Source organism: Arthrobacter sorbitolis (assembly GCF_054510995.1).
In genome coordinates, this window is sequence record NZ_JBTNDM010000001.1 from 825,376 (window position 1) to 839,608 (window position 14,233).

Annotated in this window: 14 protein-coding genes; 4 read left to right on the plus strand and 10 right to left on the minus strand. The window is 72.1% G+C overall.

Features of this window, described 5'->3' with window-relative positions:
- Positions 1–61 precede the first annotated feature (61 nt).
- From dxs to ACX80K_RS03980, 3 genes are all read right to left on the minus strand, one after another.
- Complete coding sequence (dxs, locus tag ACX80K_RS03970; protein ID WP_459270546.1) at positions 62–2,035, minus strand: 1-deoxy-D-xylulose-5-phosphate synthase; 1,974 nt, start codon at positions 2,033–2,035, stop codon at positions 62–64.
- A 114-nt stretch (positions 2,036–2,149) separates the two neighbouring features.
- Complete coding sequence (locus ACX80K_RS03975) at positions 2,150–3,496, minus strand: class I SAM-dependent RNA methyltransferase (RefSeq protein WP_459270547.1); 1,347 nt, start codon at positions 3,494–3,496, stop codon at positions 2,150–2,152.
- Between the two features lie 9 nt (positions 3,497–3,505).
- Positions 3,506–5,482 (minus strand): APC family permease, encoded by a 1,977-nt coding sequence (locus ACX80K_RS03980; RefSeq protein WP_459270548.1) that lies wholly within the window; start codon positions 5,480–5,482, stop codon positions 3,506–3,508.
- Between the two features lie 102 nt (positions 5,483–5,584).
- Here ACX80K_RS03980 and ACX80K_RS03985 point away from each other — a divergent pair, with 102 nt between their 5' ends.
- Entirely contained in the window at positions 5,585–6,259 is a 675-nt protein-coding gene (locus tag ACX80K_RS03985) for a potassium channel family protein (RefSeq protein WP_459270549.1), read from the plus strand.
- Complete coding sequence (locus ACX80K_RS03990) at positions 6,256–6,942, plus strand: potassium channel family protein (protein ID WP_459270550.1); 687 nt, start codon at positions 6,256–6,258, stop codon at positions 6,940–6,942. The genes ACX80K_RS03985 and ACX80K_RS03990 overlap by 4 nt, the downstream gene beginning before the upstream one ends.
- Positions 6,943–6,967: 25 nt before the next feature.
- On the opposite strand, the gene ACX80K_RS03995 is transcribed toward ACX80K_RS03990, so the two are convergent.
- The 4 genes from ACX80K_RS03995 to dut form a co-directional block, all read right to left on the minus strand.
- Positions 6,968–7,747, minus strand: coding sequence for a DUF3159 domain-containing protein (locus ACX80K_RS03995; RefSeq protein ID WP_459270551.1), 780 nt, complete (start codon positions 7,745–7,747; stop codon positions 6,968–6,970).
- 10 nt (positions 7,748–7,757) lie between these two features.
- Positions 7,758–8,168, minus strand: coding sequence for a hypothetical protein (locus ACX80K_RS04000; RefSeq protein WP_459270552.1), 411 nt, complete (start codon positions 8,166–8,168; stop codon positions 7,758–7,760).
- A 5-nt stretch (positions 8,169–8,173) separates the two neighbouring features.
- Positions 8,174–8,857, minus strand: a complete 684-nt coding sequence (locus ACX80K_RS04005) for a DUF3710 domain-containing protein (protein WP_459270685.1) — start codon at positions 8,855–8,857, stop codon at positions 8,174–8,176.
- A gap of 289 nt (positions 8,858–9,146) precedes the next feature.
- Complete coding sequence (dut, locus tag ACX80K_RS04010) at positions 9,147–9,656, minus strand: dUTP diphosphatase (RefSeq protein ID WP_459270553.1); 510 nt, start codon at positions 9,654–9,656, stop codon at positions 9,147–9,149.
- A gap of 104 nt (positions 9,657–9,760) precedes the next feature.
- Here dut and ACX80K_RS04015 point away from each other — a divergent pair, with 104 nt between their 5' ends.
- The gene (locus ACX80K_RS04015; RefSeq protein WP_459270554.1) at positions 9,761–10,237 is read left to right on the plus strand and encodes a DUF3093 domain-containing protein; all 477 of its coding nucleotides are present in this window, start codon (positions 9,761–9,763) and stop codon (positions 10,235–10,237) included.
- A gap of 10 nt (positions 10,238–10,247) precedes the next feature.
- Here the strand turns inward: ACX80K_RS04015 and ACX80K_RS04020 are convergent, their stop codons facing one another.
- Positions 10,248–10,562: a DUF4193 family protein gene (locus tag ACX80K_RS04020; protein ID WP_459270555.1), complete on the minus strand. Its 315-nt coding sequence runs from the start codon at positions 10,560–10,562 to the stop codon at positions 10,248–10,250.
- A 191-nt stretch (positions 10,563–10,753) separates the two neighbouring features.
- On the opposite strand from ACX80K_RS04020, the gene sepH reads away from it, so the two are divergent.
- The gene (gene sepH, locus ACX80K_RS04025; protein WP_459270556.1) at positions 10,754–12,043 is read left to right on the plus strand and encodes a septation protein SepH; all 1,290 of its coding nucleotides are present in this window, start codon (positions 10,754–10,756) and stop codon (positions 12,041–12,043) included.
- 231 nt (positions 12,044–12,274) lie between these two features.
- On the opposite strand, the gene ACX80K_RS04030 is transcribed toward sepH, so the two are convergent.
- Both ACX80K_RS04030 and ACX80K_RS04035 read right to left on the minus strand, forming a co-directional pair.
- On the minus strand, positions 12,275–13,039 hold the full coding sequence (locus tag ACX80K_RS04030; RefSeq protein WP_459270557.1) for a thymidine kinase: 765 nt from the start codon (positions 13,037–13,039) through the stop codon (positions 12,275–12,277).
- Positions 13,032–14,231 (minus strand): alkaline phosphatase family protein, encoded by a 1,200-nt coding sequence (locus ACX80K_RS04035; protein WP_459270558.1) that lies wholly within the window; start codon positions 14,229–14,231, stop codon positions 13,032–13,034. Before ACX80K_RS04035 ends, ACX80K_RS04030 begins: the two co-directional genes overlap by 8 nt.
- Between the last annotated feature and the right edge of the window lie 2 nt (positions 14,232–14,233).

Genomic DNA, 14,233 nt, shown 5'->3' on the forward strand with positions numbered 1-14,233 from the left:
CACCCCGGCTGCTCCGGGCCGACGGAGCGGGCCGGTACCGGTGACTGCCGGCCGGGGCCGGTCAGTGCTTGGGCAGCTGGCCGGTCGCAGGTGCGTGGTCCCCCGCGAGCGGCCGGGCGACCGGCACCTTCGTGCCCAGGACCTGCGCGACGACGTCGTGCGTGATCTTCTGGGCGGTGAGGCCCACACGCTCGAGGACCTGGTTGCGTGAGCCGTGGTCGAGGAACTCGACGGGGAGGCCCACCTCGTTGAGCGCGGTGTCGACACCCGCCGAACGCATCTCCTGGCGGATCCTCGAGCCGACGCCGCCCGCGCGGACGCCGTCCTCGATGACGATCACGATGCGGTGCTCGGCGGCGAGGTCGATGACCGACCGGCGGACCGGCAGGAGCCAGCGCGGATCGATGACCGTGGAGCTGATGCCCTGGGCGCCGAGCCGGTTCGACACGTCGAGGGCGAGCTCGCTCATGGCCCCCACGCTGACGATCAGGACGTCGTTGTGGCGTGAGCCTGCCGGGCGGCGGGACAGGACGTCGACGCCGTCGGCCAGGCGCTCGATCGCCTCGACCTCCGCGCCGACCGATCCCTTGGAGTAGCGCACCACACTGGGGGCATCGGCGATGGAGACGGCCTCGCGGAGCTCCTCGCGCAGCCGGGTGGCGTCCCGAGGTGCGGCCAGGTGCAGCCCGGGGATCGCCTGGAGCAGCGCGAGGTCCCACATGCCGTGGTGGCTGGCGCCGTCGGGCCCGGTGACGCCGGACCGGTCGAGGACGACGGTCACGCCCGCCTTATGCAGGGCGACATCCATGAGGAGCTGGTCGAAGGCGCGGTTGAGGAACGTCGCATAGAGGGCGATGACGGGGTGCAGGCCGCCGAAGGCCATGCCCGCGGCGCTCGTGAGCGCGTGCTGCTCGGCGATGCCCACGTCGAACACGCGGTCGGGGTGCCGCGCCGCGAAGCGGTGGAGGCCCACGGGGATGAGCATCGCGCCGGTGATGCCGACGATGTCGGGGCGCTCGTCGGCGATGTCGGCGATCTCGTTCGCGAAGACGGAGGTCCAGGACTGCTGGCCGGCCGCGTCGATGGGCTCCCCCGTCTCCGGGTCGATCACGCCGACGGCGTGGAACTGGTCGGCCTCGTGGGCGCGGGCCGGCGCGTAGCCATGGCCCTTCTCGGTGATCGCGTGCACGATCACGGGGCCCCCGTAGTTCTTGGCGAGGTGAAGGGCCTGCTCGACGGCGGACTGGTCGTGGCCGTCCACGGGGCCCACGTACTTCATGCCGAGGTCCTCGAAGAGCCCCTGGGGCGCCCACCAGTCCTTGATGCCCTTCTTCATGGCGTGCAGGCTCTTGTAGCTGAACTCGCCGACCGTCCCGCCGTCCTGCATGCGCTGCTTGACCCAGTCGAGCGTGCGCTCGTACACGCGGTGCGTGCGCACGGAGTCGAGGGTGGGGCGGAGGGACGCGAGGTAGTCGGCGACGCCGCCGATGGTCGGCGCGTAGGAGCGGCCGTTGTCGTTGACGACGATCACCACGCGGCGCCGCTTGTCCGCGGCGATGTTGTTGAGCGCCTCCCAGGCCATGCCGCCCGTGAGTGCGCCGTCGCCCACGAGCACGACGGTGTAGCGGTCGCCCTCCCCGCCCAGGACACGGGCGCGGGAGATGCCGTCAGCCCAGGAGAGCGAGGACGAGGCATGGGAACTCTCGACGACGTCATGGACCGACTCGGCGCGGGAGGGGTAGCCGGACAGGCCGCCCTGCTGGCGGAGCGTACTGAAGTCCTGGCGCCCGGTCACGAGCTTGTGCACGTAGGACTGGTGGCCGGTGTCGAAGATGATGCTGTCGCGGGGCGAGTCGAAGACGCGGTGGATGCCGAGGGTCAGTTCCACCACCCCGAGATTGGGGCCCAGGTGTCCGCCCGTGCGCGAGACGTTGCTGACCAGGAAGGTACGGATCTCCCCGGCGAGAGCCGTCAGTTGAGAGTCGCTGAGCTTGCTCAGGTCCTGCGGGCCGTGGATTGTCTCCAGAAGTCCCATCGGCGCCTCCTCGGTTCGTTAGGCGTGGCGAAGGAATCGCCGCTGATTGTCCTTAACTCTAACGTTCGGGGTCCGAAGCCGGTGCCATCGGGATCGGCGATCCCCGGCCGGACCTCAGGACGGCGGCAGGAGGCGCGCGAACGACTCCATGTGGTGCGTGTGGGGGTAGAGGTCGAAGACGCGGAGCGCGTCGAGCGTCCATCCGGCGGCGAGGAAGTAGCCGAGGTCGCGCGCGAACGATGCCGGATCGCAGGACACGTAGCCGACGGCCCGCGGTCGGGCCTCGAGGATCTGCCGGACCACCTTCTTCCCGGCCCCTGCGCGCGGCGGGTCGAGCAGCACGGCGTCGAGCGGCTCGCTCCAGCGGCCCAGCACGGCGTCCACGCGCCCCTGCACGATCGACACGTGGTCCTGGCCGTGGAGGTTGCGCTTCGCGTCGCGGCTCGTCCCGGCCGACCCCTCGACCGACAGCACGGCCCCTGCCGGACCGACGGCGCGGGCGATCGGCACGGTGAACAGGCCCGCGCCGGCGTAGAGGTCGGCGAACCGCTCGCCCTCCGCGGGCCGGAGGCCGTCGAGCACCGCGCCCACGAGGGCCTCGGGTGCCCCGCGGTGGATCTGCCAGAAGCCTGCGCCCGTCACGCGGTAGTCGAGCCCCAGCACGCTCTCCTGCAGCCAGGTACGCCCGGCGAGCCGCTGCACCTGGCCGGACTCGGGGTCGAGGACACCGACCGAGGCGCCGTCGATCGAGGACGCCACGGCCGCGACGCGGCGCGGCGACGTACCGCCGGCGGGCACGAGGAGGACCAGCGGGTCTCCCCCGCCCGACGGCGCCGCGACGTCCACCCGCTCGATGCCCGACAGGTCGAGCGTCCACAGCCGCAGCGCATTGATCGCGGGGACCGCCAGGGGCGTCTCCCGGACCGGGACGACGGCGTGCGAGCGGTGCAGGTGCATGGCGAGGCGACCGGCTGCGTCGACGGCGAAGGCGGCGCGTGTCCGCCACGCGAGGCCGTCGGTCCCCTCGCCGGGAGCCGCCTCGACGGTCACCGTCCTCTCGGTCCTCGCGAGGCGCGCGAGCTGCTCCTCGAAGATCGCGGCCTTCAGGCGCCGCTGCTCGTCGAGGGCGATGTGCCCGAACTCGGCGCCGCCGACGGCCGAGCGTCCCCGGGCTGCGGTGAAGAGCGCGTCCGCCTGCGGCCAGGGGTGCGTCACCCGGTGCGGTGAGGCCTCGAGGACCTCGACGACGTCGGCGCGCCAGAAGCTGGCGCCGTCGTCCGACCCGGTGAAGCGCACCCGCACGCGCTCGCCGGGCAGCGCGTGCCGCACGAACACCACGCGGCCCTCGTGCCGCGCCACGAAGTGGCCGCCGTGGGCGGGCCGCTCGACGGTGAGTTCCGCCGTCGGGGCCGGCTCCGCCCCGGGAGTGGCGGGGACTGCGGGTGGTACGGCGTCGGTCATGGTGTCTTCCTACCTGAGGTCCTGGTTGATCTGCGTCGCGTCGGAGGACGCGAGCTGCCACGGCACGCTGGCGACCATCACGCCGGGCACGAAGTGCAGGCGCGCCTTGATGCGCAGGGCGGTCTGGTTGTGGACGAGCTGCTCCCACCACTTTCCCACCACGTACTCGGGGATGTAGACCACGACCAGGTCGCGGGGCGAGTCCCGGCGCATGGTCGTGATGTATTCGAGGATCGGGGTGATGGTGTCGCGGTAGGGCGAGGCGAGGACCGTGATGGGCACGGGGATCTCGTACCGCTCCCAGTCCGCGAGGGTGCGGCGCGTCTGCGCGGGGTCGACGTCCACGGTGATCGCGTCGAGCCGCGACGGCCGGGAGGCCCGCGCGAACGCCAGGGCACGCAGGACGGGCTTCCGGACGTGGGAGACGAGGATCACGGCGTGGACCCGGGAGGGCAGGGCGCGCAGGTGGTCGGCGTCGTCGATCGCGAGCTCCTCGGCCACGACGTCGTAGTGCTTCTTGATGCTGCGCATGACGGCGAAGAGCACCGCCATCGCGAGCACGGCGATCCACGCCCCGTACTCGAACTTCGTGACGAGTACCACGACGAGCACCGCGGCGGTGAGGGCGAAGCCGAGCGTGTTGATGGCCCGCGACTTGCGGATGGCCCAGCGGTCCTGGGTGCCGACCGTGCTGCGCAGGGTGCGGTTCCAGTGCAGGATCAGTCCCAGCTGGCCGCCCGTGAAGGAGACGAACACGCCCACGATGTACAGCTGCACCAGAGCGGTGACGTCCGCCCGGAAGACGACGATGAGCACGACCGCGCCGAGGCCGAGCAGGAGGATGCCGTTGCTGAAGGTCAGCCGGTCCCCCCGGGTGCGCAGCTGGCGCGGCAGGTAGCCGTCGGTGGCCAGGATGGAGGCCAGCACGGGGAACGCGGCGAAGGCGGCATGGGCAGCGAGCAGCAGGACCAGCGCCGTCACCGCGACGACCCCGTAGAAGGCCGGGGACCCGGCGTCGAAGACCGTCCGCGCCAGCTGGCTCACCACCGGCGCCTGGATGTAGTCGTCCGGGACGGGCCGGCCGTCGAGCAGCAGCTGCGCCGCCGGGTCCTGCACCACGTGCACCCGCGTGGCGTTGGCGAGGTAGATGACGCCGGCGAGCATGGCGGAGGACACGAGGCCGAGGACGAGGAGCGTCGTCGCGGCGTTCCTGCTCTGCGGCGCCTGGAAGCGCGGCACGTTCGACACGGGCCCCTCGAGCCCCGTCAGCGCCGCGGCTCCCGCCGAGAAGGCCCGGAGGATCAGGAGTGCGCCGGCGAGGCCCACGAGGCCGGCGTCGAGTGCTGCGTCCGGCACGATCTCGAAGCGGGCGCTCGGCGCCTGGGCGAGGGTGCCCGTCAAGGCCTGGCCGATACCGGTGGCGCAGAGCGCGAGGATCCCGGCGAGGAACGCGTAGGCGACGACGGCCCGGGCCCGCACGCCCCGCGTGATGCCGCGCAGGTTCAGCATCACCAGCACGGCGACGCCGGCGACGGCGAGCAGCACGCGCGCCTCCTCGAGCGGCGGGGCGAGCGAGACGACGTACTGCGCGGCCGCCGAGACCGAGACGGCCACGGTCAGCACGTAGTCGACCATGAGCGCGGACGCCACCATGGTCCCGGCGCGCGGGCCGATGTTCTGCTTGGCGATCTCGTAGTCGCCGCCGCCCGACGGGTAGGCGCGCATGGCCTGGCGGTAGGAGGCGACGACGACGAGCAGCACCGCGATCACGGCCACGCCGACCCACGGGGAGATGGCCACCGCCGCCACCCCGGCGAGGGCGAGGGTCAGCAGGATCTCGTCCGGCGCGTACGCGACCGACGAGAGGGCGCTCGCGGAGAAGACGGGCATCGCGAGGCGCTTGGGCAGGGTCCTGCTCCTCAGCCTGTCACTGGCGAAGGGCTTGCCCACCAGCACCCTCTTGACAGCCTCGAGAAAAGTCAGCACAGCCCAAACACTAGCGCGTCCGTGCCCCCGGGCAGCCACTAGGCTGGGTGCTGGTACGGCACGGGACAGCAGGATCTACACCAAGAATCAGGGGTGCCCTCGGTGGCTCATTTCGTGATCATGGGGTGCGGCAGGGTGGGCGTCAGTCTGGCGCACACCCTCGACGACTCCGGGCACTCGGTCGCGATCATCGACCAGGACGACCGCGCGTTCCGCCGGCTGCGTTCCTCGTTCGGCGGTCGCAAGGTCACAGGCGTCGGATTCGACCGGGAGACCCTGAAGTACGCGGAGATCCAGGACGCCTACGCGTTCGCCGCCGTGTCGAGCGGCGACAACTCCAACATCCTCGCCACGCGCGTGGCCCGCGAGACCTTCCACGTGCCGCACGTCGTCGCCCGCATCTACGACCCGGGGCGCGCCGAGATCTACCAGCGCCTCGGCATCCCCACGGTCGCCGCGGTCCGCTGGAGCGCGGACCAGGTGCTGCGGCGGATCCTGCCCGAGCAGACCATCAACGGCGACTTCCGTGAGACGTCCGGGCGGCTGATCCTCGCCGAGCTCGCGCTCTCGGACGCATGGCTCGGCCGGTCGCTGCGGAGTATCGAGGCCGCGAGCGGCGTGCGGATCGCGTACCTCACGCGGTTCGGCGAGGGCATCCTCCCGACCGCCGAGACCAGCTACCAGCAGGGCGACATCCTGCACGCCATGATGAAGACGACGGCGACGGACGAGATCACCCGCATCCTCGCCGCCGCCCCGAAGGAGGAGAACCGATGAGGGTCGTCATCGCCGGGGCCGGCAGCGTGGGGTCCTCGATCGCACGGGAACTGCTCGGCAACAACCACGAGATCCTGCTGATCGACGAGAAGCCGGAGGTGATCGGCCGCAGCGGGCTCAAGGGCGCCAAGTGGCTGATCGGTGACGCGTGCGAACTCACGACGCTCAAGGACGCACGCCTCGACGAGGCCGACGTCGTGGTGTCCGCGACGGGCGACGACAAGGTGAACCTGGTGGTGTCGCTGCTCGCCAAGAGCGAGTTCGGCGTGGGACGCACGGTGGGCCGGGTGAACAACCCCAAGAACGACTGGATGTTCGACGATTCCTGGGGCGTCGACGTGGCCGTCAACACCCCGCGCCTCATGACGGCGCTCGTGGAGGAGGCGGTGGAGGTCGGCGATGTGGTGCGCCTGCTGACGCTGCAGACCGGGGTGTCCTCGATCGTCGAGTTCACGGTGCCCGCGGACTCCCCCCTCGTCGGCGACACGATCGGCTCGATCGACCTCCCCGAGGACTGCGCGGTCGTGGCCGTGCTGCGGGACGACTCCCCCATCACCCCGAGCCCCGACGACGTCGTCGAGGGCGGCGACGAGATGTTCTTCCTCGCCGCCATCGCCGCGGAGGACGACCTCCGGGCCGCCCTCTCCGCCCGGACGGACCGGACCGGCCCGACCGCCGACTGACCTCCCGCCGGCCGGTCCTCGCGGGCTAACCCTTCGGTGGCGCAGCGCCGGCGGGCACGTCGCCGACCGGCCGGGAGACGACCCACGCGAGCCAGAGACCGAGGGCGTAGAGCGGCAGGCCCATCGCCACGCGCGTGGAGCCGAGGGCCGCGATGTTCTCGGCGAGGTAGAGCGGCACCTGCACCACCAGGCGCAACGCGAGGACCGAGACGATGATCCACGTGGCGAGGGTGTAGGCGCGGACCCGCGCGGGGTCCTTGCGCCACTCGACGCCCTCGTTGCGGAGGAACCCGAACAGGAGACCGGCGATCGGCCAGCGGAGGACCACCGAGGCCGTCATCGCGAGGATGTAGGCGCCGTTGATGAAGAACCCGGGGAGGAAGAAGTCCTCGGCGTTGCCGGTGCGCAGTGCGACGAACGCGCAGAAGGCGACGCCGACCAGGCCGGCGATGGCCTGCGTCACCGGGGTCCGCGAGACGAGCCGGACGGCGGTGAAGACCGCGGAGACGGCCAGCGCCGCGATGAGGGAGACCCGGAGGTCCGTGGTGAGCGTGAAGAGGACCGTGAACACGAGTCCGGGGCCGATGCTCTCCGCGAGCCCCTGCACCCCGCCGATCGACGAGAGGACGTCGATCTGGCCCGCATGGTTGCGGCGCACGCCGGACTTCGCCGCGTACTGGGTCGCGAGCTCCGCCGCCGTCGGGCTCGCCTGCGCGCGCGGCGGCGTCGCCGGGTGCCCGGCAGCCCTCCGGGCGCTGTCGTCCGGGTCCCGGTCGGCGCCGGGCTCGTTCGTCGGGTGGCTCATGCGGGGTTGCTCATTCGTACTCCTCGGGGCGGCCGATGATCTCGTAGCGGGGGTTGTACACGGTGGGGGTGCCCTCGACGCGGCTCAGCATCCCCTCGAAGCGCAGGGCGACACCGGCCTCGATGCCCGGGACGCGCCGCTGGCCCATCCAGATGAGCCGGACGTCCTCGCTCGCGCCGTTCCAGTCGATCCTCGCGAGGGCCGCGAACGACGGCGGGGCGGTCGCCGGAGCGATGGTGAGCCGCGCGATGACTCCGTGCGCCTTGATTCTCCCCCGCTGGGGCAGGGACGCGGCAGCCGCGGACGCCGGGCCCGTCGGGGCGGGGAGCACCGGGGGCACGGCCGCCGACCGATCGGACACGGACCGGCCTGTCGGGCCCTCCGGGTCCGCGGCGTCGGGTGCGTACTGCCGTGCGGGCACCGGAGTCAGCGGGTCTCGGTGATCTCGGGACCGCGCACGAGCGGATTGAGGTCGGGGCGTACGGGTGCGGTCGCCTGCGGAGGGCCCGCGGAGGCGTCCTTCGGCAACCGGAGCTGGAGCAGTTCGCGCGGCGGGAGCGGGTGATCGCCGCGGACCACCACGACGCTGCGGAAGAGCTTCTCCATGGGTGCCGCGGCAGTCCGGTCGAGCGCTGCGGGACCGCCGAAGACGCCGCGGAGGAACCAGCGGGGGCCGTTGACGCCCACGAAGCGCGCCACGCGGTAGCCCGGCTGGCCGTCGGGGGTCTGAGCCGGCAGCTTGGCGAGGAGCTCCGTCCCGAGGCGTCCCGGCCGCTCCTCGACGGTGCCGCCCTGCGACCCCACCGATGCGCCGATCTGCTCCCGGATCTCCTCCCAGAGCCCCTCGGTCTTCGGCGCCGCGAAGGCCTGGAGCTGCAGTGTCGAACCCCCGAGGTCCAGCGTCACGGCGATGACGCGCTTGCTGCGTTCCTCCACCTCGAGGCGCAGCTGCAACCCCTCGGCCGCATGGATGCGGAGGGCACCCAGGTCGATGTAGCCGCTCTCCGTCTCCTGCTCGGTGAGGTCGAACGGACCGAGCGCCGACCGCTCGTAGTCGGCGCTCGCCACGTGCCCTGCCGGCACCGGGGGGACCGTGCCGTCGCCCGACACGGCGGAAGTATCGCCGGCTCCGGGGTCTACGGCGTCCGTGGCGGCCGTGGCATCCGTGGTGTCCGTGGCATCCGTGGCGTCGACCGCGGCCTCCGCGCCGTCGCCCGACACGGCGAACCCGTCGCGGAGGGACTCCGGTGCAGCGTCGGCGGGCGCCGTGGCGGCCTGGCTCTCCGACGCGTCCGCGTCGTCGTTCTTCTTCTTCCTGAGGCGCCCAAAAGCCATCTCCGGGTTCCTTTCCTGGTTCCGTGGTCGAGTAGGTGCAGTCTTCGGTGGGTGCGCGCGCGGATCAGCCGTCAGCGGGAGAGCCGACGGCGGCCGGCGCCGGGTCGGCGGGGCCGAACCCGCCGGTCGAGCCGAACCCGCCCGTGCCGCGCACGCTCCCGGGCAGCTCGTCCACCGTCGTGAACACCGCATGCTCGACGCGCTGGATGACCAGCTGGGCGATGCGGTCGCCGCGCGCGAAGCGCACGGTCCGGCTGGAGTCGGTGTTGAGGAGGGAGACCTTGATCTCGCCGCGGTAGCCGGCGTCGATGGTGCCCGGGGCGTTGACGATGGTCACACCGTGACGCGCGGCGAGGCCCGAACGCGGATGCACGAGACCCACGTAACCGGCGGGGAGGGCCATCGCCACTCCTGTCGGGACGAGGGAACGCTCACCCGGTGCGAGGACGACGTCGACGGCGGTGCGCAGGTCCGCCCCGGCGTCTCCGTCGGTGGCGTAGGCGGGCGGCTCGAGACCGTCGTCGAGCATCAAGATCTGGACCGGGAGGTCCTGCTGTGTACTCATCGACCGCATCTCCCACGCACGCTATCCGGTTACCAGCACCCCACCTTAGCCCCTTTGCCCGGGAGGACGGCGGCCGGGATGAGTCCTCGGAGAATTGGTGGAATGCTGGAGTCATGTCCAGCGCGCCAGGGGAAGCCCCCCGGAACACACCCGACCAGGCCGTCCTCTACGAGGAGCGCCTCTGGCCGTCACCCTGGGTCTGGCTCATCGCGGCGGGCTTCTCCGCGGCCACGATCGTGATGTTCGCGCCCATCTCCATGGGAGTCGCCTACGGTGTCGCCGCCGTCGTCGCGATCATCGTGTTCACGCTGCTCCTCCTCTCGACGCCCCGCATCGCCGTCACGGCGACCACCCTCACCGTCGGGCGCGCGAGCATCGAGCGGACGTACCTCGGCGCCGTGGAGTGGTTCACGGGCGACGACGCCACGTACCAGCGCGGGCCGGGACTGAACGGTCTCGCCTACCTCTGCATCCGCGGCTGGATCTCGCCCGTGGTGCGCATCGAGGTCACGGACCCCGAGGACCGCACCCCGTACTGGCTCGCGTCCTCGCGCACCCCCGAGCGTCTCGCTGCGGCGCTCGGCCGCTGACCCGTCGGTCTCAGCCGTCGCAGTCGACGCAGTAGAGCAGCCCGCCCCGGTCATGGGCGATCTGCGAACGGTGGCGTACGAGGAAGCACGACGCGCACGTGAACTCGTCGGCCTGCGCCGCGAGGATCTGCACCGAGATCTCCTCGCTGGACAGGTCCGCGCCCGGCAGGTCGAAGGAATCAGCTGCCTCGAGTTCGTCCTCGTCGATCAGCGGCGGCACGGGTGCCGTCGCTGCCGCCGTCCCGGGCGCGGCGACCCGCACGGCGGGCCTCCCCTGCAGCTCCGCCTCGTCGTCGACCGTCGTCCACACCGTTCCGTGATCCATCGTCATCCTGCCTCTTCCCCCTTCGTCCCCTCCCGCCCGACGGGCGAGCACCATCGGCTCGCATAACGACGACGGAGCCGGATTTGTGCCCGCCGGCCCTGCGACGTGCGCCACGCCTTGCCGCGTAGTAGGAAAGGCTGCCATTCAGTGGCACAGTTTCACCTAGGAATTATTGTCGGCTGGAGGAATCGATGCAGGAGTTACGCCTGGTGGGTGTGGATGGCGAACATCTGCTGTTGAGCGGCGAGGAGGGCACGTCCTACCGGCTGCCCGTCGACGACGCGCTGCGCACCGCGACCACCCGGGCGGGTGCATCGACCGCGCCGGCATCGCAGGCGCCCGCAGGGCCGGTGCCCGAGGAACCCCGGCGGAAGCCGGCGAAGCCCCCGGTCCACCTGACCCCGCGGGACATCCAGGCACGCATCCGCATGGGCGCGACGGCGGAGCAGGTCTCCGCGGAGTCCGGCCTCGACCTCGCGCACGTCGAGCGCTACGAGGGTCCGGTCCGCGCCGAGCGTGACTACGTGGCGTATCTCGCCCAGCGCGTGGAGGTGGCGACCCCCCTGCCGAGCCACGACGGCTACCGCTCCGCGTTCGGGGAGAGCCCCGCCCTCCTCGGGGACATGGTGGCGTTCAGGGTCCGCAGCTACGGGATCGATCCGTCGTCGCTCGAGTGGGACTCCTGGCGTCGCCAGGATGGCTCGTGGCACGTCGAGGCGGCCTTCGACCTGCCCGACGCGGGGGTGGATCTCGGCGAGCAGCCGCCCGCCCGGTGGACCTACAACCCGACGCGGAAGACCGTCACCAACGGCAACCGGTGGGCGCAGGTCCTCAGCGAACTGGAGCCGCTCGACGGCCCGCTGCCCGCCCGCAGGCTCAGCGCCGTGGCGGACCACGTCTTCGATTTCGAGGCGGAGAAGGCCGACGAGGTGCCGGAGCCGGCGCAGGCGGACCAGGACGGCCTGCTGGACGTCCTCCGCTCGCGCCGCGGCCAGCGCCTGGGTGCCGACGAGGACGGCGACGACGCCCTCGCCGAACTCCTGAGCCGGGGTGGCATCCCTGCCGCGCACCCGAGGACCGACGACGCGGTCCACGAGGACCAGGACGTCCAGGTGGCAGGTCTCACCCTCGCGCCGCGTGCGGCGGAAGACGCCGAGGACGTCCTCGCCGCGGAGCCGGACTCCCCGCACCATGAGGACGGGACGCCCCGGCTGTACGACGGGGTGAGCACGGAAACCCGCGAGATCAGCGTCTTCGCGCACCCCACGCGTCCGCAGCAGCCTCCCGTCGTCGCTCAGCCCGCGACCGGGTCCCGCTCCACGGGTGCGCGACCCGCACCGGGGCGCGCCGAGGACGCGGGCACGGAGGAGAAGGACGCGGCGAAGCCCGTGGCGGAGCCCGCTGCGGAGCGCCGTCCGAAGCCGAAGCGGTCCAGCGTGCCGAGCTGGGACGACATCGTCTTCGGCCGCAAGGGCGACTAGCGGCGTCGGACCAGCCGGCGTCGGACCTGCCAGGGAGACCCTGCTGTCCTGACGGGCCGCCCGGCGCCCCGCCCGATGTCCCGCCGGGCCACGGCGGCGCCGACGGTGACCCCGGCCGGCACCCGGAAGGCTCCGCCCCGACTCCCGCGAGCACGATCCGGAACGGTGCGCGCCGGGAGTCCTCGACGCCGTGTCGTCCGTCCCCGGTGTTTCCTCCGGTGTCCGGCGGGGTCAGATTCTGCCGGGTTTGTGCTGCTTCGGCTCGAAGGGCAGCGGCGCCTCGTTGGAGTAGAGGGACGGCGACGTCCTCGAGGTCTGGCGGCGCATGTGATGCCGTCGGCACAGCGTCTCGTAGCCGACCACCGGCTCGCGGCTCTCCTCCGCCGTGCCCCGCCCGGGACCGCGCAGGTCGAGGCCCAGGTCGTCGGCGTCCAGGTCGTCGGCGTCCGGGTCGGCGCCGACCGACCGCTCGACGTCCCCGACCACCATCTGGTCGCCCTCGACGACCATGACGCCGTCCACCGTGCGGGCGTTGTGGGTGGCCCGCTTGCCGCACCAGCAGAGGGCCTCCACCTGCAGGACCTGCACACGGTCGGCGAGTTCGATGAGCCGCTGGGACCCGGGGAACAGCCGCGTGCGGAAGTCCGAGGTGATGCCGAAGCCGAACACGTCGATCTCCATCTCGTCCACGACGCGCGCCAGCTGGTCGATCTGGTCGGTCGAGTAGAACTGGGCCTCGTCGCAGATGACGTAGTCGATCCGCGCTCCCATGGTCTGCCGGACCGTCAGCTCGACCCAGAAGTCCGTGTCCGGGAAGACCTCGACGGCCGGGACCTGCAGCCCGAGGCGGCTGGAGATCATCGACTCCCCCGCGCGGTCGTGGGACGTGAAGAGCACTCCGCGCCGCCCGCGGGCCTTGTGGTTGTGATCCATCTGCAGCGCGAGCGTCGACTTGCCGCAGTCCATCGTGCCGGAGAAGAACAGCAGCTCAGCCACGGCCGGACCCCTTGCCGCCCCGGCTCCGACCGGCCGCGGGTTTCGTCAGGGTCAGCAGCGGGATGTCCCGTTCGGCCCGGGTGAGGGAGCCGTGCTGTCCGACCATCTCGAAGGCCGCCGGCTGGACCCGGCGTCCGTCGATCAGGGCGATGCCCTCGCGGGCCAGGACGAGCAGGTCCCCGATGCGCGGCAGGACGGCGTCGCTCACCGTCCCGAAGTAGCCGTGGGCGACGGCTTCCGCCCGCGTGAGGATCCAGGCCCGCGAGCCGAAGGCCTCGTGCCAGCGTTGGGCCAGCGCGTCCCGGTCCTCGCCGGAGAGCGCAGGATCGAGGTAGAGGTGGAGCATGCGCGGCTCGCCGCCGGTGTGCGCCACGCCCTCGAGGAGGTCGGCGTACTGGGAGTAGTCGATGCGCTGGGACGCAGGGATGTCGACCATGCCGTGGTCCGCGGTGAGCAGCAGGAGCGTGTCGGACGGCACCCTGCGGGCCAGGAGCTTCAGCGCGGCGTCCAGGTCCTCCAGCGCACGCACCCACTCCGGGGAGTCGATGCCGTACCGGTGACCCGCCTTGTCGAGGTCGTTGACGTAGAAGTAGAGGAGCATGGACGGCACCCGGCCCAGGTGCTCCGCGGCTGCGTCGATCCGCGCGTGGATGGTGCCCGCGCCGGCGAACGTGGCGCCGCGCAGTGCCGCCCGCGTCATGGGCGAGTCCTCGAAGCGTGGCTGGCTGACGGTGACCACCGGCAGGTGGGCGGACACCCGCTCGAAGACCGTCGGGTGGGGCTGCCAGGACATCGGATCGACGTCGGCGTCCCAGCGCCCGAGCATGTTCACGACGCGGTCCTGCGCGGGGTCGAGGACGTCGTAGCCCACCATGCCGTGCTGGCCGGGGGCCAGGCCCGTGCCGAGGCTGGCGAGCGAGGCCGCCGTCGTGGAGGGGAAGGCGGACGACAGGATGCGGGCGGAGTCGAGCCTCTCCCGCAGGAAGGGTGCGTGCGCGGCGTACCTGCGCAGGAGCGACATGCCGAGGCCGTCCACCATGACGACGGCGATCCGCCGCGACGCCGGCAGTGCCAGGGCGTTGGTGAAGCCCTCCACGCCGAGCGCCGCGGCGGCACTGGTCATCACGTCGGCCACCGTGGAGGCACCGTAGAAGGGCGGAGCCGGGAGGGGCTCCCTGTGCGCGAGGGACACGG